This is a genomic window from uncultured Dialister sp. (assembly GCA_900314595.1).
GTDB lineage: Bacteria > Bacillota > Negativicutes > Veillonellales > Dialisteraceae > Dialister.
This window is the reverse complement of sequence record OMVW01000002.1, coordinates 1-21052: the sequence shown is the minus strand read 5'-3', so window position 1 is coordinate 21052 and position 21052 is coordinate 1. Positions and strand designations below refer to the sequence as shown.

The window sequence follows — 21052 nt, the reverse complement described above, 5'->3', positions numbered from 1 at the left end:
TATTCCAAAGCCTTTTACTAATCGCTTAATAGCCTGCCTGTTCGATCTGACCTGAATGAAGCCGGATGAAAGCGCCGGTCCCCTTTTCATATCCCACTTCTTCCGCAATGTGCATGGTCCGTTCATGACAGGTAAAGAGGAATATCTGCTGATTCCTGCCAAGATCCATGAGAAACCGGAGCGTTTCCCGCTGCCTTTCTTCATCAAAGCGGACAAATATATCATCCAGCACGATGGGAAGAGGTTCAAGCTGACTCCCGAAAGAAAGAGCCATGGCAAGACGGATGGAGAGATATACCTGATCGCCAGTGCCCGATGACCAGATCTTTACATCCCTCTGACGATGCATACTGTCTTCTATGGCAATACGCTTTCCGTCATCAGAAAGCAGGAGGGAGTACTTGCCCCTTGTCATTTCCTTAAGAAATTCATTAGCCTGCCTTACGATCTGCGGCTGCTTTCCACTTTCATAAAGAGCCTGAGCCTGATCCAGTATTTCTTCCGTAAAAGTCAGGGTAAGCCATTCTTTCAGATTTTTGCAGATTTCCGCTTCGATTCTTTCCTTCCTCTGGAGTGCATTGGTAATAGAATTATCTCCAGCCAGGCGAAAAATCTCATTTTCCACTGCTCCCTGGCTTTTCTGCAGCTCACCCAGGTGTATCGATTCTTCTTCAATAGCACGGGAAAGGTTTTTATGGGAATTCATCCAGTCATCATACTGTCCGGTCTCCAGAGATTTCCATAAAGCTTTGAATTCTTCTTCTCCCCCTGCATACATCCTGAGGTCCTGCCGGATTCGATCCCAATCTCGGTTAATCTGGTCCCTGTGTTCATGGGCATTTACTTTTTCTGCAAATTCCTCTGCATTTTTTGCATTTACCAGATTAAGGAGAGTATCCATTTCTCTCTTGCAGGAATCCCAGGAATCATCAAGTTCACTCATTTCTCTTTCATAGGCTTCATGCTGCCTATTTTTTTCCTGCAAAGCTTCCCATTCAAGACTTTTTTTGTGAGTTTCCTCATAAATAAGAGCAATACTGTCCGGATTGACAGGGCAGGATAGGCCGGTGGATGAAATAATTGACGCCGCACGCCTGGAGAATGCATCAAGTTTCGCATCAATCTGCTCAAGCCGGACATCCAGAATCTTTCCTCTGCCTTCCTCGGAATAGATTTTCTGCCACTGTTCCTGAAGAGCAGACAGGTTTTCAGGATCTGTAATTGGAAGTTTATTCCGTTCGAGCCAGGAATTCCAGTCTTTTTCAGCCTGTTGTTTTTTCTCGGTCAGTGTTTTACCTTCTTCAACCCATTTCCGGTGATCCTGTTCCTGTTTCCTGATGGTTTCCATTTTCCAGGAAGCTGCCTGCTTTTTAGCCTGGTTTTTATAAAAATCAGTCCGTCTTTCCTGCATCAGATTGTGAAAAGCCTGAAGTTCTTCCGTTGTTTCAGGGATTTTGTCAGGAAAACGAGTAGAAATAACATGTTTTTCTTTAATTATCTCACCCAGCTCTTTATCCAGTGCGGCCACTGTATTTTCCTTTTTATGAACCGCCCGGTCATGAAGAACATAAAAGAAAATTCCCAAAGCAATAGAAGCCATACCTGCATATATGGCAGCATAACCGGCAGCGGCCATGTAAAATGAAGCGAAACCTCCTGCAGCACCAAAGACGAACAGGATGGAAACTATAAGCCATGGGGTAAACCTTTTCTCCTCTTCCCCATTCAGCCGTTCAAGTTCAGCATGAATATCAGCCTCATGATGAAGAAGTTTTTCCAGTTCAGCTGCCATGGTTTCCACTTTCTGCCATTCTTCCTCAGTCCGGATACCTTCATTTTCATCCGGATCTTCCTTCAGCTTTTCAACTTCCGGCTCCCGCCGCTTCCAGAAATGGAGCTCGTTTGCCCGTACGCCGAGGCTCTTGGAAAGGCGCCGCCCTTCTTCCCAGTCCACATTGACACAGGCGTCTTTCAGATTTAAAGGGTGATCCCATAGAGGAAGTGTATATCCCAGATTAATGAAGTGGATCCGCCAGCTTTCTTTTTCCTGCTCCAACGCCTCCGCGTCCTTTTCAGTCTGGCGCCATTGCCCCAGATCCACATAAAGTTTTTCCAGCTCTCCTGCCATACCTGCCCATGGAATAATATCTTCCTTTTTCACCGGGCTATACTCATCCAGTTTTTCTTGAAGAGCCGTTTTCTGGTCATAAAGGACTTTCATCCGGTTCATCAATTTATTCCATTGCTCCTTCCCATTAGAAGGAAACATAGTCACTTGTTGGGAAAGCTCCTTCTGCCGTTTGACTTCAGCAGCCTTCCGGTAGTAATCCCAGGCACCCAGCCTTTTTTCCAGCCGCCGGTCTTCATCTTTATCTTTTTCCAGTTTGTCCGCCAGAGCAGCAGTTTGTTTTTTCAGTTCATCCTGTTTTTTCTGAAGGTTTGAAAACTCTTTTTCCTGATTTGACAGTTCGTCAAGATTCCGGTTAATTTCATATAAGTCAGAAAGTAGTTGATTGATTTTCCTTTTTCCCTGGGAAGAACCTGTAAGAAGACCCGCTTTGGAATCCTGAATCTTTTTTTTCACATCCGATAATTTATCGCCGCCCTGAAGCATAAAGAAACGGCTCCTCACTGTATCATCAGCAAGAAATGCAGTGCCCTGCAGGTCTTCAAGTCCCATAGCAAAAATCTGCTCATACATATAACGATTCAGTCCATGCCACCATATGGCAGGCAGCTCTTCCGCATATTTCACATGATTCTTATCTTCAAACCATCTTTCTTTTTCGTTACGGTATACACGGTAATCATTTCCATCAGCCCTGATAAAACCCATACTGCCCCGGCGTCCCTGCCATTTTCCGCGGCCATAACCGAACAACATATCTCTGATAAACCGGAGCATCGTGGTTTTACCGCTCTCATTTTCTCCCATGACCACATTCAAAGCGGTCTGGGAAGGCTGCCAGGAGGCATTATGATAAATGCCATATTGCTCCAGCTGCAAATCAGTGATCTTCATTATGCTCCTCCTCTTCCGAAAGCATTTCTGCCCCCAGAAGTTCCGCTTTATTGAACGAATCCATTAATACATCATCAGTAAGCATGTCTATTAATTTTGCATTTTTAACAAGTTCCGGCTGTTTTTCCGCAATCCGGCGCAATTCTCTTTTCAGGGAAGATTCATCCCGTTGTCTCATACGTTCATAAGCCTTCAGATAATTACCTGTCACGTCAGGAAACTCCCTGCGTTCATTGATATTAATGCCTGCCTTTGTATGATCCAGCAAATCTATAAACCAGGCAAACAGGTAACGATGCTGTTCCCTATCGTTAAGTTGCTGAAGGATATAATCTTTTCCATCCTCGCTGCCGATGGCGCGATGGAGTATTCCGTTCCCCTCAATGATGAGACGTATAACATTGGGCCGCCCTGTTTGTTCCTTCAGACCTGCACGCTGTTTTTCAATGAGACGGATCAATTCTTCAATCTGTCCAAGACCGGTAATATCCACAGGCATATCAAGCCACCGGATAGTATCGGTTTCTATAAACTTCATTGTTACTGTACCATAGGCCCCCACGTCAACCAGCCAGCATCCCCTGGGCCCGGTTTCTTTGGAATTAAGCCCCTGGGTATTGCCGGGATAGACAATATAAGGATCCGTGGACAGAGTCGTTCTCGTATGTACATGCCCCAGAGCCCAGTAGTTCATTCCCACACTTTTCAAGTCATCCAATGAGCACGGTGCGTAGTCTCCTGAAGATGAGCCGACATCTGTATGAAGCATGCCTATAGAAAAAAGATCATTCCCATTTTTCCGGAATTCTCTGGCCAGGTTTTCACTGACATGACGAGTTTTATAGGAAATGCCATAAACGACTGCCACATTCTCTCCATCTCTGATGAGAGGGTAAGAAGATACATGACCGGAAGGAAAAATATGCACTGATTCAGGAAGAGGAATATCTGCGCGCCAGGCTTCTCCCGGGTCATGGTTTCCGTGAACGATAAATACCTGTATACCTGCCTGTGCCGCACGATACAGTTCCCGGGCAAATGCCATCTGTGCAGCCAGGCTGTGATGGTCGCTGTTGTACACATCTCCGGAAATCAGAATAGCATCCACTCTGTTATCAAGCGCTGCATCAACTATCTTTTCAAAAGATTTGAAAGTTGCCTGCCCGATTCTCTCATTCCAGGGACCGCTCCCGCTCATATGAATGTCACTGAAGGGCTCTCCCAGATGCAGGTCTGCACAATGGATGAAAGAAAAATGTTTACCCATGATTCCTCCTGAAAAACCAATTTCCTATATATTCTATCATATTTTGAAAAGTATGGCGCCAATATGTTCTATATGAAAAAGGGCAAAAGAAAAGAACTGCAGCATCTGCAGTTCTTTCTGATTCGTCACATAGCATTGTATATATCAGCTACAGCGTCATATTCTTCATCGGTTGGCGGAACATACTCCGGTTCCCCATTTTCGCCAATATCGATCCTGGCCAAGAGGATATCCGGTTCTTTGTCACCATCTTTTTCATCCAGTACTTCCACCAAGACGGCAAATTGCTTTCCCGCAAAAGGAATGACCGTATCCTGGGCATATTCACTTTCTATACCTTCAGGACTGGTAATAACGACGCAGACCGGTTCTTCTTTATTGTCCGTCATAAATTTACCCTCTGTTTTTAAAAGACAAATGCTGGAGGTATCCGTCAAGGATAGCTACGGCCGCCATTTTATCAATGACTTTTTTTCGTTTCCTGCGGCTCACATCTGCCGCAATCAGTTCTTTCTGTGCCATTACCGTAGTAAGTCGTTCATCCCAGAAATGGCAGGGAATGTCCGGAAAGGCCTGTGCCAATTCAGCAGCAAACTCCTCAGTCCGTTCTGCACGAACTCCCTTGGTACCATTCATATTGAGGGGCATACCAATCACAAACTCCTCTACTTTGTACTGGTCAGTCAATTGCCGGAGACGTTTGAAATCTGCCTCCCTGGTGGTATGGCGGATTGTTTCCACTCCCTGGGCCGTCCAGCCAAAGATATCACTTACTGCAATGCCGATGGTCTGGGAGCCAACATCAAGACTCATGATACGCATATTAAAGTCCTTTATGTTTTACATAAAAGCGCACCAGTTCCTCGACCAGTTCATCTCTCTCGATTCCGGAGATAAGCCTTCTTGCATCATGACGACTGGTAATATATGTCGGCTCTCCGGAAACAAGATATCCTACTAACTGAACTGTCGGATTATGACCCGCTTCTTTTAAAGCACCATAGACTTCCTGCAGGATCATGGCTGCCTGGGTATTTTCACCTTCATCTGCATTGGTATTAAATAAAATTGTTTCATCAGAGACTGACATATATATTCCTCCTTATTCAAGCATTTCGGCGATTGCCTTTATGCCTTCCGCAACTGCGTCATTTAATCTGGCCGTATCACGACCACCTGCCTGTGCAACTGCCGGTTTACCGCCGCCACCGCCGCCACAGATTTTTGCAGCTTTAGCGACGACTTTGCCCATATGGACGCCTGCTTTAACTGCTTCAGGAGAAGCCATGCCGACAAGGTTGACTTTATCGCCGGAAACAGTACCCAGAATGAATGCTCCGCCTTTAAGCTTCGCTTTCACCACATCTGCTGCCTTGCGAAGTTCATCCATATTTCCTGCATGGACCACTGCACCAAAGTAAGGAATTCCTTTCTTTTCCTGAACATTTTTCAGCAGATCACCCAGTTCATCTTTTGTCTGCTGCTGTTTCAGTTTATCCAGCTCGTGCTGGAGTTCTTTTACTTCTGCCAGAAGCTTTTGGGTCTTTTCCGTAATCTGGTCCGGTTTACCTTTCAGAAGCCGGGATACATCTTTCAGCATTTCCCGGTCTTTCTTCATCAGTTCATAGGCGGCTTTGCCCGTAACAGCTTCAATTCTGCGAATGCCTGAACCGATACCGCCTTCGCCGATGATACGGAAAGAACCGATTTCGCCAGTATTTCTGACATGGCTTCCGCCACAGAGTTCTTTGCTGTAACCAGGGATGGTGACTACGCGGACTATATCTCCATATTTTTCACCAAACAATGCCATAGCACCGGTTTTCTTTGCCTCTTCCAGAGGCATTTCGGTGATATCCACATCAGTGGCTTTAATGATTTCATCATTGACAATCTGTTCTACTTCGGAAAGCTGCTTGTCACTCAGCGGTTCCGGCCAGGTAAAGTCAAAGCGGAGACGATCCGGCAATACAAGGGAACCTGCCTGATTGACCTGATCTCCAAGCACTTTGCGAAGTGCTGCCTGAAGCATATGGGTACCAGTATGATTTCTGGCCAGATCTTCTCTTCTGATCCGATCTACCGTCACTTTTACCGTTTCCCCTTCGTTGATTACGCCTTCAGTTACCGTACCAATCACATATACGATGCCATCGGGCAATTTTTTCGTATCCTCTACGGAAATCGTGCCTTCTTCACCAACAATGAGACCGGTATCTCCGATCTGTCCACCTCCCTCGGCATGGAAAGGATCATTGGAGAGGATTGCAGTGACTTCGGTTCCATCAGCAGCAGAAGTAATTTCTTTTCCATCCCTGCCGAGAAGAAGGAGTTTCGTTTCTCCATCCTTATCTTCAACAGTCAATTTGGAAATATCAAGTTTTGTGGTATCCGGGGTGGCCACTTTGGCAGAAACCTTAGCGCGGGCAGCCCTGGCTCTTTCCTTCTGCTCAGCCATGGCCGCTTCAAAGCCTTTTTCATCAATGGTCATTCCCTGTTCCTTTGCAATTTCATCGGTCAGTTCCCAGGGGAAACCATAGGTATCATAAAGTTTGAATACCTTATCTCCTGTAAGGACAGTATTCTGATGTTTCTTTGCATCTTCCAGCATTTCCGAGAGGAGGTCGGTTCCGGCATTCAAGGTTGCATGGAAGCGTTCTTCCTCCACACCGGCTACCCTTTTAATAAATGCCTGTTTATCCACAAGTTCCGGATAAGCCGGTTTCATCATATTGATAACAACATCAATCATCTGTCCCATGAAAGCGTCCTGGATGCCGAGGAGTTTGCCATAGCGGACAGCACGGCGAAGGATTCTTCTCAGAACGTAGCCGCGGCCTTCATTGGAAGGAAGAATACCATCAGCAATCATATTAGTAATGGCACGGGCATGGTCAGAAATCACCTTGAGAGCCACATCACCCTGCTGACTTTTCCCATATGGAACGCCTGAAAGAGCTGCTGCTTCCTCAATAATTGGGAAGAAAAGGTCTGTTTCAAAATTATTCTTTTTACGCTGAAGTACAGCGGCCATACGTTCAAGACCTGCGCCGGTATCAATGTTCTTCTTCGCCAGAGGCAGATAGGAGCCATCTTTCTGACGATCAAACTGGCTGAATACAAGGTTCCAGATTTCCAGGAAACGATCACCATCGCCACCCATCTGGTTTTCAGGATCCGTACCAAATTCTTCACCCTGATCATAAAAGATTTCGGAATCCGGACCGCAGGGTCCTTCCCCGATTTCCCAGAAATTATCACTTAAAGGATAAATATGGTTTTCCGGAATCCCGATCATCTTATGCCAGTAATCATGGGCTTCCTGGTCATCCGGATAAATGGTGACATAAAGACGAGACTGGTCCAGCTTGATAACTTCTGTCAGGAATTCCCAGGCCCATGAAATGGCTTCTTTCTTGAAATAATCACCAAAGGAAAAATTCCCCAGCATTTCAAAGAAAGTATGATGGCGGGCCGTATGACCCACATTTTCAATATCCCCTGTACGAATACACTTCTGGCTTGTAGTTACTCTGTGTCTGGGTGGTTCCACCTTTCCAGTGAAATAAGGCTTGAGCGGTGCCATGCCTGCGCCAATCAGAAGAAGACTTGGGTCATCTTTCGGAATCAGCGAAAAGCTCTTCATTCTCAGATGGCCTTTTTTGTTTTCGAAAAATGACAGATATGCTTCACGAATATCGTTACCCTTCATGATATACCCCCTTAAAGTAGTTGTTTCTTCATTATATATGACTTATGGCAACCATGCAAATACATTTCATGGGAACCATTAAAATTCAGAAACCCTATTGTCCTTCCGGACGGATTTCCTTTTCCAGCCGGATGACCGCCAGCTGTCTCCCCAGATCTTTATACTTAATTTCATCGTAGTCAGCATAATAAATATGTTCTTCTAAGTCCCCTTCCACCTGTACCTGCCCCACGGGATCGATAAACATGGAATGACCTCCCAGTTGGACACCATGATAGGTTCCTACCATATTGACTGCGCAGATACACATGCCATTTTCTATAGCTCTCGCTCTGGTCAGAATTCCCCACTGGTGCAGATGAACTCTGGGCCAGGAAGCCGGTGCCAGCACAAGAGTGATTCCTGATTTGGCCATTTTTCGCCACATCTTTGGGAAATAAAATTCATAGCATACGGCCATCCCCGTTCTGATTCCACTGATATCGGTACACATAAGGTGAGTACCCGGCGCCATAAGTTCTGCTTCGAGATAACCATAAAAAAGATGACGTTTGCTGTAATGTGCCTTCAGGCGTCCGTCGGGGCCAAATATGAGGCCCATATTTTTCACAATACCATTTTTCTCAACAGGAAGGGTTCCTGCAGCCAGAGTTATGTGATGAAATTCTGCAAAGGATGACAGCCTGCTCAGCAATCCGTCATTAGCATGAGTAACCCTTTCCTGGAAATCCCTGAAATTATAGCCAATAGTCCATAATTCAGGCATAACTAGAAGATTGGCCTGATGGGCTGCTTCTTCCAGCATATCAAAAGCATGCCTGATATTTCTTTCCTTGTTCCCTTCTGCCACATCCATCTGCAGCATCCCTATTTTCATTCAATCACTTCCCGGTTCATTTACGAATAAAAGGCTGCAGGAAATAAAATATTCCAATACAGCCTTTTCAATCCATCTTATAAGACACGATTGGCACCGATATAACGATCATGCCAATAGCCATTCTTCATAGTAGCTACAGCAACCCCGCGACTGCTGGTAGCACTGATAAAATACCCGTCTCCCAAATACAGTCCGGAATGGGAAATCCCCTGATCGTATGTTTGGAAGAATACCAGATCCCCTGGTTCCAGGGAGTTTACGGAAACCTTTTTACCGGAAAAATATTGCTCATCAGCAGCACGGGGCAGGAAAATTCCCTTTCGGTTAAATACATATTGAATAAATCCGGAGCAGTCAAAACCCCGCGGGGTTGTTCCGCCAAACTGATAGGGAACACCAACATATTTTTGTGCCTCCGTCATAATGGCACGGACCTTATCACTGAGCTTGCCCGCCTTGTGCCATTTCACAAGAGCATCATTAATCCCCATCCGGGAATTCGTATTTCCCAATTTTCCTTTTTTCCCGGCTTTCTTTCCTTCCGGCATTACCTTTCCCATCAATGCTTTGTATGTGACAGGGCCGACAATCCCATCCGCATCAAGATGTTTTCTTTTCTGAAACTTCTTTACCGCATTGCTGGTAGCTTTATTGTAATTGCCATCAGTTTTTACTTTAAAACCATATACATTGAGTCGCTTCTGGAGACTTTTAACTTCACTCCCCTTTGAACCGATCATATAATCCGCCATCGATATATCTGCAGTACCCAAAGCGAGGATGCCTGTCAGTAGCAGTATGTATAATTTCTTTTTCATATCTGCACTCCCTTACTGCTTCCGTTATGGAAAACCCATGCACGGCTTCATAGAATCCGATTATTTTATGCTAATCCAGTCTATATTTTATCACAAACGAAATCATATTTCTTTACAAATTCGAGCCTTTACCCCATTTGCTATCAATAATCGGATTGAACCTGTCATTTTCAGGACTTATTTTTCTACCTGCTCTTTTCATGACTCTCCGTAAAAGATGCAATTCTCTGCGCTTCGTCTTTATCGACCCCATATACTTTACCACTGATGAAATTGCGGTCTACCATGATTTCCGCCGTATAAGCAGGATTCATCTTTTTCAGATTTCCGGATATGATTGTATAAATATCTTCATCCTTAAGCCTGCATGGACCTTTAAGGGCCAGTTCGAAAGAAACATGAATTTCTCCATTCCGTTCCTCCACAAAGAAATCATGATAGGACAAAGGCAGACTGCTGCGATATATGGCCGATTCCAGGTCTCTTCTATATTCAGCCTCCCGGGGATTGGAAACCGCTTTCGGATCTGCATGAATCGTTGCCTGGACATGAAGCTTTTCTCGAAGGATAGTCGTTACATTTTCTGTCAGTTCATGACTCTGGACAAGACTCAAATCACTATCCAGCTCCACATGGGCTGTGGCGAAATGATTTTCCGGTCCATAATCATGGACAATCAGATCATGAACCCCGTAAACACCGGGGCAGGACAAAATGCAGTCCTTAATCCTCTTATACACTTCCGTATCCGGACTGGAGCCAAGAATGGCATTGATGGCATTTTTCATGATTCCATAACCGGTCCAGAGGATAAAGAGAGACATACAGGTTCCCATGATGCCATCAATATGAATCTGGAAGAAATACTCTACGAGAGTTGCTATGAGTACGCCTGTTGTAGAAAGCATATCTGAAAGGGAATCTGCACTGTAAGCATCAAAAGAAGTGGAATTCAATCTCTTTCCTGCCCGCTTGTACCACCAGGCAAGAAAAAGTTTTGCCAGAAGGCCAATAATCAGAACTTCTGTAACAAGAGGCGTAAAAGCCGTATCGACAGGATTCATGATTTTCTCAGCCGACTCTACCAGAAGAGTAATTCCCACATAAAGGATAACTGCAGCCATAACAGTGGAATTGATGTATTCCAACCTGCCATGCCCAAAAGGATGCTCCTTGTCTGACGGTTTAGCTGCATAATAAAAAGTCATCATTAGAAGGGTAACAGATCCCATATCAGTGATATTATTGAACCCGTCACCGATAACGGACAGAAATCCGCTCTGCCAGCCTGCAAATATTTTAAAAGAACCAAGTAGAGAATTAACCAGAAGCCCGACGAGCCCCACTGTCAGCGCCTGCTTCGTTCTTAACCCCTGAGGCCCTGAAAACAAGAATGACATATTTACTCCTTTCCAGCTATTATTAAAACCGCTAAGAGACGATGCATTTTATAAATAACGTCCGACTATAAAAAAAGAGATGGAATACCTAAACCCCTTAAATACGCCAAAAGGCTCTCCTGTCGGAGAGCCTTTTTAAATTATAATCAATACTTGTCCAGATCAAGATTGTTCAGGATTTCCCGGAGCTTCAACAGCTCATCTTTAGTCAGAGTCAAGCCCTTGGTCATCGCCGTATGATCCGGATTCCAGGAGCGAAGATCAAATTTTTCATCCCTGTTATTCCAACTCGTATAAGTCAGTTGTTTTTTCCAACCATTGGACGCAACCGAGAGATCCCCCAGTTCCTCCTGAATGGTATAAGTAATTTTAGCTGCCATTTCAATCACCTCATAGAGTAATAAACATGGCATAATCGTATCATACTATGTCCTTTAAATCAACTGGTATCGAAAAGAACCCGAACTTCGAAGTCCTGAAATCAGACTGCTTCTTCCTGCTTTCTTTCTACCCAGTCCTGAAAATAAATCTTATCCCCCAGAGATACATAAGAAAGCTGTACCGGCAGTGCCACAATACCGCCGGTAATCCGGGCACCAATATACAGCCTGTTCCAGCCACTGGAAACCCCGGCCACCTCTTTATAATCCACGGGCATATAAAATGAACGGAGGGAAATATAATAATCAGAATTAACAAAAGACCAGGGAACCGCAACGAGAAGTTTCTTTTCACAAATCAGGGCGACAGGACAATGAAGCTTGTGAATACGAAACAGTGAAAAAGCAATCACTGCAAGAGCAACAATATACAGGATAATGCCATGATTCAAATCGTGCGTAATGGCCATGATGATAGCGCCGGCACTCATGATGACATATAGCAGAGACATAAGCACAATATATGTGTTTGACCGGCAGCACTCCCAAAGCACTTTACCGTAAATTTCCTCGTTATATGTATCCACTGTGTATAATCCCTCCTTCGAAGATTATAATCGGTTTACCGGACCGGTTTCCAGGGGTTTCTGCTTCTGGGCAAACCCAAAACAGCCTCATACAGTACCCATTGGGCAGCCCGGTCTGACGTCCAGAGGGATGAAACAGCGACTTTGCCAGTTCCTCTCCCATCCGACCTGAAACCGGGATTCTGAGAAGAATTGAAAGCCAAATATTTCTTATCCTTCAATACAGCATGAGACGCGGCTATCCTTTTCGATTTTCTGTTCTTCCCTGCTATTGTAGCATTTTTTTCTTCTTCGTCAAATGATTCCTGAAATTTCTTTTTCAAAGCACCGGAATCCTCTGATTTTTTCTTAATTCCCCAGGCATTCTTTATTTTATCTCTTAGCGAAGCAAAATCATATTCATCCCCGGGATTTTGCATCTGGTGTGTCATAATTATTTCCACCTTGCTTTAAGTCTTTATCGATTACTTATGGCCTTCAGGATTTCCGGCTTCCGCAATATTTTCACGCATTTCTGTATCAGCAGCGATATTTTTCAAATTATAATAATCCATAACACCGAGCTTCCCTTTCTCCAGAGCCAATGCCATTGCATGAGGGACTTCCGCCTGGGCTTCCACTACTTTAGCCTGCATTTCCTGAGTAAAGGCTCGCATTTCCTGTTCCTTTGCAACAGCCATGGCACGTCTTTCCTCCGCTCTGGCCTGAGCAATCTGCTTATCTGCCTCCGCCTGGTCTGTCTGCAACTGAGCACCGATATTTCTTCCGACATCCACATCCGCTATATCTATGGAAAGGATTTCAAAAGCAGTACCGGAATCAAGTCCCTTACCTAAAACAGTTCTGGAAATATGATCAGGATTTTCAAGCACGTCTGTATGACTTTCAGCAGAACCAACTGTCGTTACAATGCCTTCTCCTACCCTGGCTATAATAGTTGCCTCCCCTGCTCCGCCTACGAGGCGATCAATATTGGCCCGGACCGTAACACGAGCCCTTACTTTCAGCTCTATACCGTTTTTAGCTACAGCTGAAATCGTAGGTGTCTCGATTACCTTCGGATTAACGCTCATCTGAACAGCTTCCAGCACATTACGACCGGCCAGATCAATTGCAGCTGCCTGTTCAAAAGACAATTCAATCTGAGCCCGGTGTGCTGCGATGAGAGCATCCACCACATTATCCACATTCCCACCGGCCAGATAATGAGCTTCAAGCTGGTTCACATTCAATGGAAGGCCTGCCTTTGTTCCCTTAATGAGGGGCAATACAATCATCCGTGGTTCTACCCTGCGGATACGCATTCCCACCAGATTAAAGAGGGAAATATTTACATCAGCAGCGAGCGCAGAAATCCACAATCCAACCGGTACAAAATGAAGAAGTATGGACAATGCCGCCACCGCAACAATAAATACAAATCCGGGAAATACCATCAGATCCATCAATTTTCACTCCTATCAGATAGAAAAGATTCCTTTGCTCTGCATACTACCACACAGGTGGATTCCGCCTTCAGCACAAAAACAGATTCGCCCTTATTAATATAAAGACCATCAGAAACCGCATCAACAATCCGTCCGGAAACAATGATTTTCCCAACAGGACGGAGATCCGTAAGAGCCATCCCTTTCAAACCCGTGTATTCCTTCAGATTTAGAGAAGAAGATCGATATCCTTCTTTTCCTTTAAGTGTCGTTTTAAGAGAAATTTTCTCCCACAGCCTGCTTCTGGAAAGGTGGTCCGCAAGAAAATAAATACCTGCTGTGGAAAGAATCAGTGCAATTGAAAGAATGTACAGTGCCTGCACGCCTCCACCGAAGACAAGGTACAATCCCGCTATAATGAAAACAACTCCACCGGCAGCTGCTGCACCTGTAAAAAGTATCAGCATATCAGCCAGAATCAGAGCCATGCCTCCAAAGAAAAGAATAAATTCAATTATTGAACCGTTCCCCTGTGTCCAGTGAGCACCAATGAGAATGGAGCCGGCAATGGCTGCCAGAACGGATCCCCCGGAAAAACCGGCAGTCTTGATCTCCGCAAGAAGGGACAAAAAAATCATTGCAGCCAGCACTCCTTCTGCCACAGGACTCAGTATCATACCGGAAATATTCCCATTATCAAAAGCAAAAACTGAAGCTGATGGTAAAAGCAGAAAGACCATCAGAATACCGAGGCTCATTTGATTTGATCTCATTTCACCACCTCTTTTTAATTATACTATACCCATGGCCGATGAATCTACCACTCACGGCATATATACCGTGATTTAAACCGATAACCCCATTATATTGAATGACCCCCAATTATGACCGGGTTCATCAATTTCTTCATAAAGTAGTTTTTCGCTTTTCGTTAGAACCTTTTTCAAATTATTTGAAATCACCTGTGTTGATTTCAATGGTTTGCCTAATTAATTTCTCCGAAATTCTTCTTTTTGTTATATTAAGTATTTACAATAACAGTTTATAGTTAAAAGTGATATAATTTATTGATAGATAGAGAATTTATATCGTTATGTGCCTATGTTAAAAAAAGAAGCTTTAAATATGGCATTAAAATTATAGAAAAAAGGTGGTTTTACTGTAAAATTTTGGGATTGTAAAGAAAAGAACTATGGAAATACTTCTCCAAAATTTAAAATTATTTTTAACCGGGAGCCTGACTTTTCCGCCTCGGACATGAAAGAAGACCTGGACGTACTCATGGGTTCCGCTTATGTGGATGGCATTGTGGATTTCGAAGGAAATCTGGATGACATAGTAGCGACTGCATTTGAAAAAGATCCGGTTGAACTCCCTTACCATCTGGCCTCGCTTCGTCAGAAAATGATAAAAGAGGAAGAAAAACGGGAAAAAGGCAATATCCATGCCCATTATGATCTTGGCAATGACCTCTTCGACTCATTTCTGGATTCCACCCGGACTTACAGCTGTGCCTATTTCAAACATGCCGGAAACAGCCTTTATGAAGCCCAGATAAAGGGGAAAATCTGCTTGATATAGGCTGTAGCTGGGGCGAACTCATTATTTACGCGGCAAAAAAATACGGCGTCCATGCGACAGAATCACCCTTTCCGAAGAGCAGTACAAAGCAGAAAAAGACAGGATTCACCATGAAGGACTGGACGGACAGGTTAACGTCATTCTGGAAAATTACCTGGATCTCGATTCCGATAATTATCAGTTTGATAAAATTATCTCTATCGGCATGGCAGAACATGTAGGTAAAAAATATCTGCCTCTTTATTTCAATAAAGTTTCAAGCCTCCTGAAACCCGGCGGGCTGTTCCTCCTTCATTTCATCATCAACATGAATGCTCAGGAAAAGAAGACGAAAAACTGGATAGCAAAGTATATTTTCCCGGGCGGATATATCCCCGGAATCCGTGAAACTGTAAATATTTTCCCCATGTTTGGAATGCGCATGATCGGATTTGAAAGTCTCCGCCGCCATTATGCCAGAACCCTTCACCTGTGGGCAGAATCGTTCAATGCCCACAAGGATAAACTTCCCGCCAGATATGATGAAAAGTTCAAACGTCTCTGGGATATTTACCTCCGAGGCTGCGAATCGGGCTTCCGTACCGGTGTCCTGGATGTGGGGCAGTTTATCCTGAGTAAAGGAATCAATAATAATCTCCCCATGACTATGGAATCCATTTATAAAGACTGAGAGAAAGCAAAAATCCCGAAAGGCAATCTGTCTTCCGGGATTTTATTTAATTCAAATTATTTCTTTTTAACCGGTCTGGAGCTTGGGAAACCATTTCGCTTTCCGATAACGGTAGTCCCGTTCATGTATGGAACGAGCACATCCGGAACTTTGATAGTCCCGTCTGCCTGCTGGTAATTTTCCATGATGGCTGCCACAGTCCTGCCTACGGCGAGTCCGGAACCGTTGAGAGTATGAACGAATTCCGGTTTTGCTCCCGGAGTCCTGCGGAAGCGGATATTGGCTCTTCTTGCCTGGAAATCAAGGCAGTTGGAGCAGGAAGAAATTTCCCTGTACTTATCCTGTGCCGGCATCCAGACTTCAATATCATAAGTCTTTGCGGAGGAGAAACCAATATCGCCAGTGCAGAGGCAGACTACATGGTATGGCAGTTTCAGAAGCTGGAGGACCTTTTCTGCTTCAGCGGTCAGACTTTCCAGTTCATCCCAGCTGTCTTCCGGTTTGCAGTACTTCACCATTTCCACTTTATGGAACTGGTGCTGGCGGATAAGTCCACGGGTATCTTTGCCTGCAGATCCTGCCTCTTTGCGGAAGCACGGAGTCAGGGCAGTCAGATGAACCGGAAGCATATCGCCGTCCAGGATTTCACCGGCAAAGTAGTTGGTGAGCGGTACTTCTGCAGTCGGAGTCATGTACATATTTTCCCCTTCTACTTTATACATATCTTCAGCAAATTTCGGAAGCTGACCCGTGCCCTGCATGGAATTGCCATTGATAATATAGGGAGGAATGACTTCGGTGAAATCATTCTGCTGTGTATGGAGATCCAGCATGAAGTTATATACGGCTCTTTCGAGACGGGCTGCTCCTGAAAGATAGAAATAAAATCGAGTGCCGGAAACCTTTCCTGCTCTTTCCACATCCAGGATTCCCAGATCATCACCAAGTTCATAATGAGCTTTAATGGGAAAATCAAACTTCGGAATTTCTCCCCAGCGGCGGACTTCCGGATTTTCGGAATCATCTTTTCCAATGGGAACGGTCTTGTCGGCCATATTCGGGATATGAAGAAGAAGTTCATTCAAAGTACTTTCTACTTCTCCCAGTTCCTTATCGATAGCAGAAATCTTTTTGCCTACTTCTCTCATAGCCGCAATAATTTCACCGGCATCCTGTCCTTTTTTCTTCGCTTCGCCAATCTTTTTGGATTCTGCATTTTTTTCACTCTTCAGTGCTTCCGTTTCCTGGAGAAGTTCTCTTCTCTTTTCATCCAGTGCCAGCACCTGATCAAGGTCGAAAGGATTATGACGATTAGTCAGGTTCTGTTTTACCTCTTCCACATGATCACGGATAAACTTGATATCAAGCATACTTACATCTCCCTGTAATGACTCATTATTCTCTTTATGAGAATAAAATAAAAAACTTCCTCCCCTATGGGACGAAGTCATCGCGGTACCACCCAATTTGCAAAAGCCGGCTCACAGTCTTTTATCGGTTACCAGCCGTCCGATTCTTCATCAGCCGCTCCTGAGTGGAAATTTTTCTCTTTTGTCAGGACTCTCACCGGCCGCCCTGTCTCTGAATACATCTGAGAAAAACATTCTCTTTCCCTGCGTTGTTCCTATTATAGCGCCGCCCATTCCTTTTGTAAAGTACGCCAATACCGGAAAGGTCATTACAAAATCCACGTCCGACAAAAGGCAAAACTTTGCAGCAAATAAAAACAGGTTCCGAAGAACCTGCTTCCCTTTCACTCGTGAATTTTATCATACCAGGCATCAGCCAGTCGGCCGTACTCTTCTATAGAGAAAGTCTCTCCACGCCTTTTACCATCGATTCCTGCTTTTTCAAGAATGGATTGAATCCATTCGGCAGGAATTCCGCCGGCTTTCATGGCATTGGTAAAGACCTTTCGTCTCTGTCCGAAGCCCATCCTGATGAGGCCGAAGAAAAGTTTCCTATCTTTCACATCTACCGCAGGACGGCTGCGGCGTCTGAGTTTAATCACGGTAGAAGTGACCTGTGGTCTTGGGATAAATGCAGATGACGGGATATCAAGAACCCGTTCCGCAGTGCAGTCAAAATTCACCGCCAGTGTAAGTGCCCCATAATCCTTGGAACCGGGTATCGCCAGAATCCGGTCAGCTACTTCTTTCTGCATCATGAATACAAAAAGAGAAATCGGAAGTTCTGACTGGATCAGGGACAAAAGAATTGGAGTAGTGATATAGTAAGGCAGATTGGCCGCACAACGCCACTCTCTATTTCCCAGGATTTCCTTCAAATCCGCCTTTAGTACATCCTTGTAAATAATCCTGATATTTGGGTAATGTTCCAGAGTATGAGACAACACCCGCTCTAGTCCCTGGTCAAGTTCAAAAGAAATAACGTCAGCACCGGTCTCAGCTAAAGCCTGAGTCAGAGTCCCAATACCTGCGCCTATTTCCATAACCGGGATACCGGGCCCCAATTCTGCCGCTTCCGCAATAGCAGCAACTATATCTGGACGAATCAGAAAATTCTGCCCCAATTTATGTTTGGCATGAATACCAAATCGTCTGATTATATATTGAACGACCTGCCGATCCGCGAGATTTGCTTCTAACATGAAAATCCCTCCCGGCACTGTGCTAATGCCTTATTCCAATCATCCCGAGTAATCCCGTAATGATTCAGTCGTTTAAGGAACTGTTTACCATTACCATAACCAATTCCCAGTGCAGCACCTACATCGGCTCGTTTTCGTGATGAATCTGCAGCTCCAACTAATCCAGCATTATAAAGATCATTCATTGAGAATAAGTCAGAATCAATCTGATAATACAGCCGAAGTTTTGAAAGAGCCTTTCGGATAGATTCAGGAGAAGCATCTTCTATACCTACATCATCCGGAAGTGATGCTTCCTTCTTCGGCACAAATGCATGAAGAGCCTGCGGAAAAAGATCAGATAACCGTCTGCGGATGCGTTCACCAGGTCCGTCAGGATCAGTCAATATAATAATTCCTCTTTTTTCATAGGCGTAACGTATTTGTTCAATCGTTTCCTTCCTGATTGAAAAGCCGCCAGTTGCAATAAGGTCTGCATCCACTGCCATTCGTACACGTGCTATATCAGATTTTCCCTCGACTACAATAACTTGCCTGATCATAATCAGTCTCTGGCAGCATAACCAATACCGCGGACGGTATGGATATATTTCTTACCTACTTTCTCATCTATTTTGCTTCGGAGATAACGGACATAAACATCTACAATGTTTGTTTTTCCCGCATAACCGTACCCCCAGACTTTTTCAAGAATTTCTTCTCTTTTTATCACGCGGTTCTTATTTTTAGCAAGGAACAGAAGCAAATCAAACTCTTTTTTTGTAAGATCGATAATCTCATCACCTGCACGGACTTCGTGACGATCCGGGTAAATTGACAAATCTCCGATAGTAAAAGCAGGATCCACTATTACTTTTGGTTCCTCGTGACGACGAAGAGCTGAATGAATTCTTGCAATCAGTTCTTTTGTCGCATAAGGTTTGGTCATATAATCATCGGCACCGGCATTGAGAGCATTCACTTTGGCATCAACACTGCCATCTGCAGAAAGGTAAATAACCGGAATGGGACTGACTTCACGAACTTTTGTTAAAATTTCCGGTCCATTCTTCAAAGGCTCATCCGGATCCAGTACAATCAGTTCAGCCTGCCTCTGTCCCGCCATATCTACAGCAGAATCGCCAGAATTATCAACAATACAGGAAAAACCGGCTTCCTCCAACTTGAGCTGCATAAAACGGCTGACGCTTGGATCATGTTCAATAACTAAAATACAGTTTCTCATTTTGATACCTCCCAAAATAGCAAACAGGCGATGCTGCATCAAGTATTTTTTATTCTTATCTGCCACTTTTTATTATTATTTTGGCTGTTTCCGAGATGCAGCTTAAGCAAAATCATCATTTGAATTTTATTTGGCTATAATCATCATACCATGAGATTGTACGATTTCAAGTCTTTTCTTGAATAATTAAAAGTAAATAATTAGTTTTTGTCTAATCATTATTCTCATCAATCCTGCAGATAATTCATAAATTTTAGAATTGTTTCAGAACTAATAGATGTAAAAAAATCCGATAAAATCGTTATAAATCATCAATTTCTTCTTTTCCCTGAATTCATATTTACCTAAAATGAAAAACTTAATAATTCTTAATATACTAATACCCCTATGGGTATAAATATTTTTATTTTTAATCCGCAATTAGATTGATATGTGATTTATCGAACATTTATTAATTAATGTATTTTTACCGGTAATGAAATTAACTGCCTATTAAGGTAAAAATGTTCCATATACTGAACAAATAAACCTTCATATTGTATAATGAATAAAATTATTCATAAAAAGGAGCCAATCATGCATCAATATGTCACATTTATAGGCGGTTTCCCCATTCGTTTTTATGGAATATTCTTTTCCCTTGGAATCATTTTTGGCTGCATTATGGCTTATTATCTCCTAAAAAAAGATGGCCGCGGCTGGCATGAATATGTTTTTGACCTTGGACTCACCATTGCATTCACAGGTATTATAGGCGGGAGGCTCTGGGACGTTTTTTTCTTTGATTGGAGTTATTACCATAACCATCTCCTTGAGATTCCTTTCGTATGGCAGGGTGGTATGGCAATCCAGGGAGGAGTTATTTTTGCCTGTACGGCAGGTTATATATTTCTGCGTAGAAATAAAATTCCGGTCCTTCCATTTGCCGATATAGTGGCACCTGCCATTATTTTTGGACAAGCTATTGGCCGTATCGCCAATTTCATGAACGGAGACGCTTTCGGCCATCCCACTGGTGCAAATTTTGGGCTTCTTTACCCTGAGACTACGCTTGCTTATCAAACATATGGGGCCCAGCCGCTATGGCCGGCGGAAGTCTGGGAATGCCAGGGAGATCTTCTGATTTTAGGACTTCTCCTCTGGTACTCATGTTTCAGACATGCCAGAGGAACCGTATTCTGCCTTTACATCATGCTTTACTCAATTCTTCGTTTCTTCCTGGAATTTTTCCGTGGTGACTATGGTACCCTTGCATTTGGTCTTAAAAGCGCACAAATCACAGCTTTGACTGGATTTATAATGGCAGGAATTGTTTTTCTTTACTTTACCTTCAAATACAAAAATGACTTTAAAGAAAATCAGTAAAAGGAATAAAAAAAGAAATCCACCAGCATAGCTGGTGGTTCTTCACATGCGGCCACAAGGGCCTTTTATTACTGGCTGCGCGTTAACGCGCTTGTGCTTCTGTCACT

The 21052-nt window shown here is 43.9% G+C and carries 21 protein-coding genes; 3 read left to right on the top strand and 18 right to left on the bottom strand.

Annotated features, from left to right (window positions below):
- Window positions 1–25: 25 nt before the first annotated feature.
- From QZN42_RS01060 to QZN42_RS00995, 14 genes are all read right to left on the bottom strand, one after another.
- A complete protein-coding gene (locus QZN42_RS01060) occupies window positions 26–3022 on the bottom strand; it encodes an AAA family ATPase (RefSeq protein WP_296953813.1) in 2997 nt (998 codons plus the stop codon).
- Entirely contained in the window at window positions 3009–4289 is a 1281-nt protein-coding gene (locus QZN42_RS01055; protein ID WP_296953811.1) for a DNA repair exonuclease, read from the bottom strand. Before QZN42_RS01055 ends, QZN42_RS01060 begins: the two co-directional genes overlap by 14 nt.
- Window positions 4290–4414: 125 nt before the next feature.
- Entirely contained in the window at window positions 4415–4678 is a 264-nt protein-coding gene (locus QZN42_RS01050) for a DUF1292 domain-containing protein (protein WP_296953809.1), read from the bottom strand.
- 4 nt (window positions 4679–4682) lie between these two features.
- On the bottom strand, window positions 4683–5111 hold the full coding sequence (ruvX, locus tag QZN42_RS01045) for a Holliday junction resolvase RuvX (protein ID WP_296953807.1): 429 nt from the start codon (window positions 5109–5111) through the stop codon (window positions 4683–4685).
- A 1-nt stretch (window position 5112) separates the two neighbouring features.
- Window positions 5113–5379, bottom strand: coding sequence for an IreB family regulatory phosphoprotein (locus QZN42_RS01040; protein ID WP_296953805.1), 267 nt, complete (start codon window positions 5377–5379; stop codon window positions 5113–5115).
- A gap of 12 nt (window positions 5380–5391) precedes the next feature.
- Window positions 5392–8001 (bottom strand): alanine--tRNA ligase, encoded by a 2610-nt coding sequence (gene alaS / locus QZN42_RS01035; protein ID WP_296953804.1) that lies wholly within the window; start codon window positions 7999–8001, stop codon window positions 5392–5394.
- A gap of 94 nt (window positions 8002–8095) precedes the next feature.
- Window positions 8096–8878, bottom strand: a complete 783-nt coding sequence (locus QZN42_RS01030; RefSeq protein WP_296953802.1) for a nitrilase-related carbon-nitrogen hydrolase — start codon at window positions 8876–8878, stop codon at window positions 8096–8098.
- 77 nt (window positions 8879–8955) lie between these two features.
- Entirely contained in the window at window positions 8956–9699 is a 744-nt protein-coding gene (locus QZN42_RS01025; protein ID WP_296953800.1) for an NlpC/P60 family protein, read from the bottom strand.
- Between the two features lie 185 nt (window positions 9700–9884).
- Complete coding sequence (locus QZN42_RS01020; RefSeq protein ID WP_296953798.1) at window positions 9885–11099, bottom strand: cation diffusion facilitator family transporter; 1215 nt, start codon at window positions 11097–11099, stop codon at window positions 9885–9887.
- A gap of 146 nt (window positions 11100–11245) precedes the next feature.
- Window positions 11246–11479: a YdbC family protein gene (locus QZN42_RS01015; RefSeq protein WP_296953796.1), complete on the bottom strand. Its 234-nt coding sequence runs from the start codon at window positions 11477–11479 to the stop codon at window positions 11246–11248.
- Window positions 11480–11580: 101 nt separating this feature from the next.
- Window positions 11581–12066, bottom strand: a complete 486-nt coding sequence (locus QZN42_RS01010; RefSeq protein WP_296953794.1) for a hypothetical protein — start codon at window positions 12064–12066, stop codon at window positions 11581–11583.
- A gap of 35 nt (window positions 12067–12101) precedes the next feature.
- On the bottom strand, window positions 12102–12497 hold the full coding sequence (locus QZN42_RS01005) for a hypothetical protein (protein ID WP_296953792.1): 396 nt from the start codon (window positions 12495–12497) through the stop codon (window positions 12102–12104).
- Window positions 12498–12530: 33 nt separating this feature from the next.
- A complete protein-coding gene (floA, locus tag QZN42_RS01000) occupies window positions 12531–13511 on the bottom strand; it encodes a flotillin-like protein FloA (protein ID WP_296954025.1) in 981 nt (326 codons plus the stop codon).
- Window positions 13511–14266, bottom strand: a complete 756-nt coding sequence (locus QZN42_RS00995) for an NfeD family protein (RefSeq protein ID WP_296953790.1) — start codon at window positions 14264–14266, stop codon at window positions 13511–13513. The genes floA and QZN42_RS00995 overlap by 1 nt, the downstream gene beginning before the upstream one ends.
- A gap of 508 nt (window positions 14267–14774) precedes the next feature.
- On the opposite strand from QZN42_RS00995, the gene QZN42_RS00990 reads away from it, so the two are divergent.
- Window positions 14775–15074, top strand: coding sequence for a class I SAM-dependent methyltransferase (locus QZN42_RS00990; RefSeq protein ID WP_296953788.1), 300 nt, complete (start codon window positions 14775–14777; stop codon window positions 15072–15074).
- 7 nt (window positions 15075–15081) lie between these two features.
- Complete coding sequence (locus tag QZN42_RS00985; RefSeq protein ID WP_363916033.1) at window positions 15082–15744, top strand: cyclopropane-fatty-acyl-phospholipid synthase family protein; 663 nt, start codon at window positions 15082–15084, stop codon at window positions 15742–15744.
- A gap of 56 nt (window positions 15745–15800) precedes the next feature.
- Here QZN42_RS00985 and serS read toward each other — a convergent pair whose 3' ends face one another.
- The 4 genes from serS to QZN42_RS00965 all read right to left on the bottom strand — a co-directional run bounded on the left by serS (window position 15801) and on the right by QZN42_RS00965 (window position 19580).
- Entirely contained in the window at window positions 15801–17114 is a 1314-nt protein-coding gene (gene serS / locus QZN42_RS00980) for a serine--tRNA ligase (RefSeq protein WP_296953786.1), read from the bottom strand.
- A gap of 383 nt (window positions 17115–17497) precedes the next feature.
- Window positions 17498–18355, bottom strand: a complete 858-nt coding sequence (rsmA, locus tag QZN42_RS00975; RefSeq protein ID WP_296953783.1) for a 16S rRNA (adenine(1518)-N(6)/adenine(1519)-N(6))-dimethyltransferase RsmA — start codon at window positions 18353–18355, stop codon at window positions 17498–17500.
- Window positions 18349–18897: a ribonuclease M5 gene (gene rnmV, locus QZN42_RS00970; RefSeq protein ID WP_296953782.1), complete on the bottom strand. Its 549-nt coding sequence runs from the start codon at window positions 18895–18897 to the stop codon at window positions 18349–18351. Before rnmV ends, rsmA begins: the two co-directional genes overlap by 7 nt.
- 2 nt (window positions 18898–18899) lie before the next feature.
- Window positions 18900–19580 (bottom strand): response regulator transcription factor, encoded by a 681-nt coding sequence (locus QZN42_RS00965; protein WP_296953779.1) that lies wholly within the window; start codon window positions 19578–19580, stop codon window positions 18900–18902.
- A 576-nt stretch (window positions 19581–20156) separates the two neighbouring features.
- On the opposite strand from QZN42_RS00965, the gene lgt reads away from it, so the two are divergent.
- On the top strand, window positions 20157–20945 hold the full coding sequence (lgt, locus tag QZN42_RS00960; RefSeq protein ID WP_296953776.1) for a prolipoprotein diacylglyceryl transferase: 789 nt from the start codon (window positions 20157–20159) through the stop codon (window positions 20943–20945).
- Window positions 20946–21052: the final 107 nt, after the last annotated feature.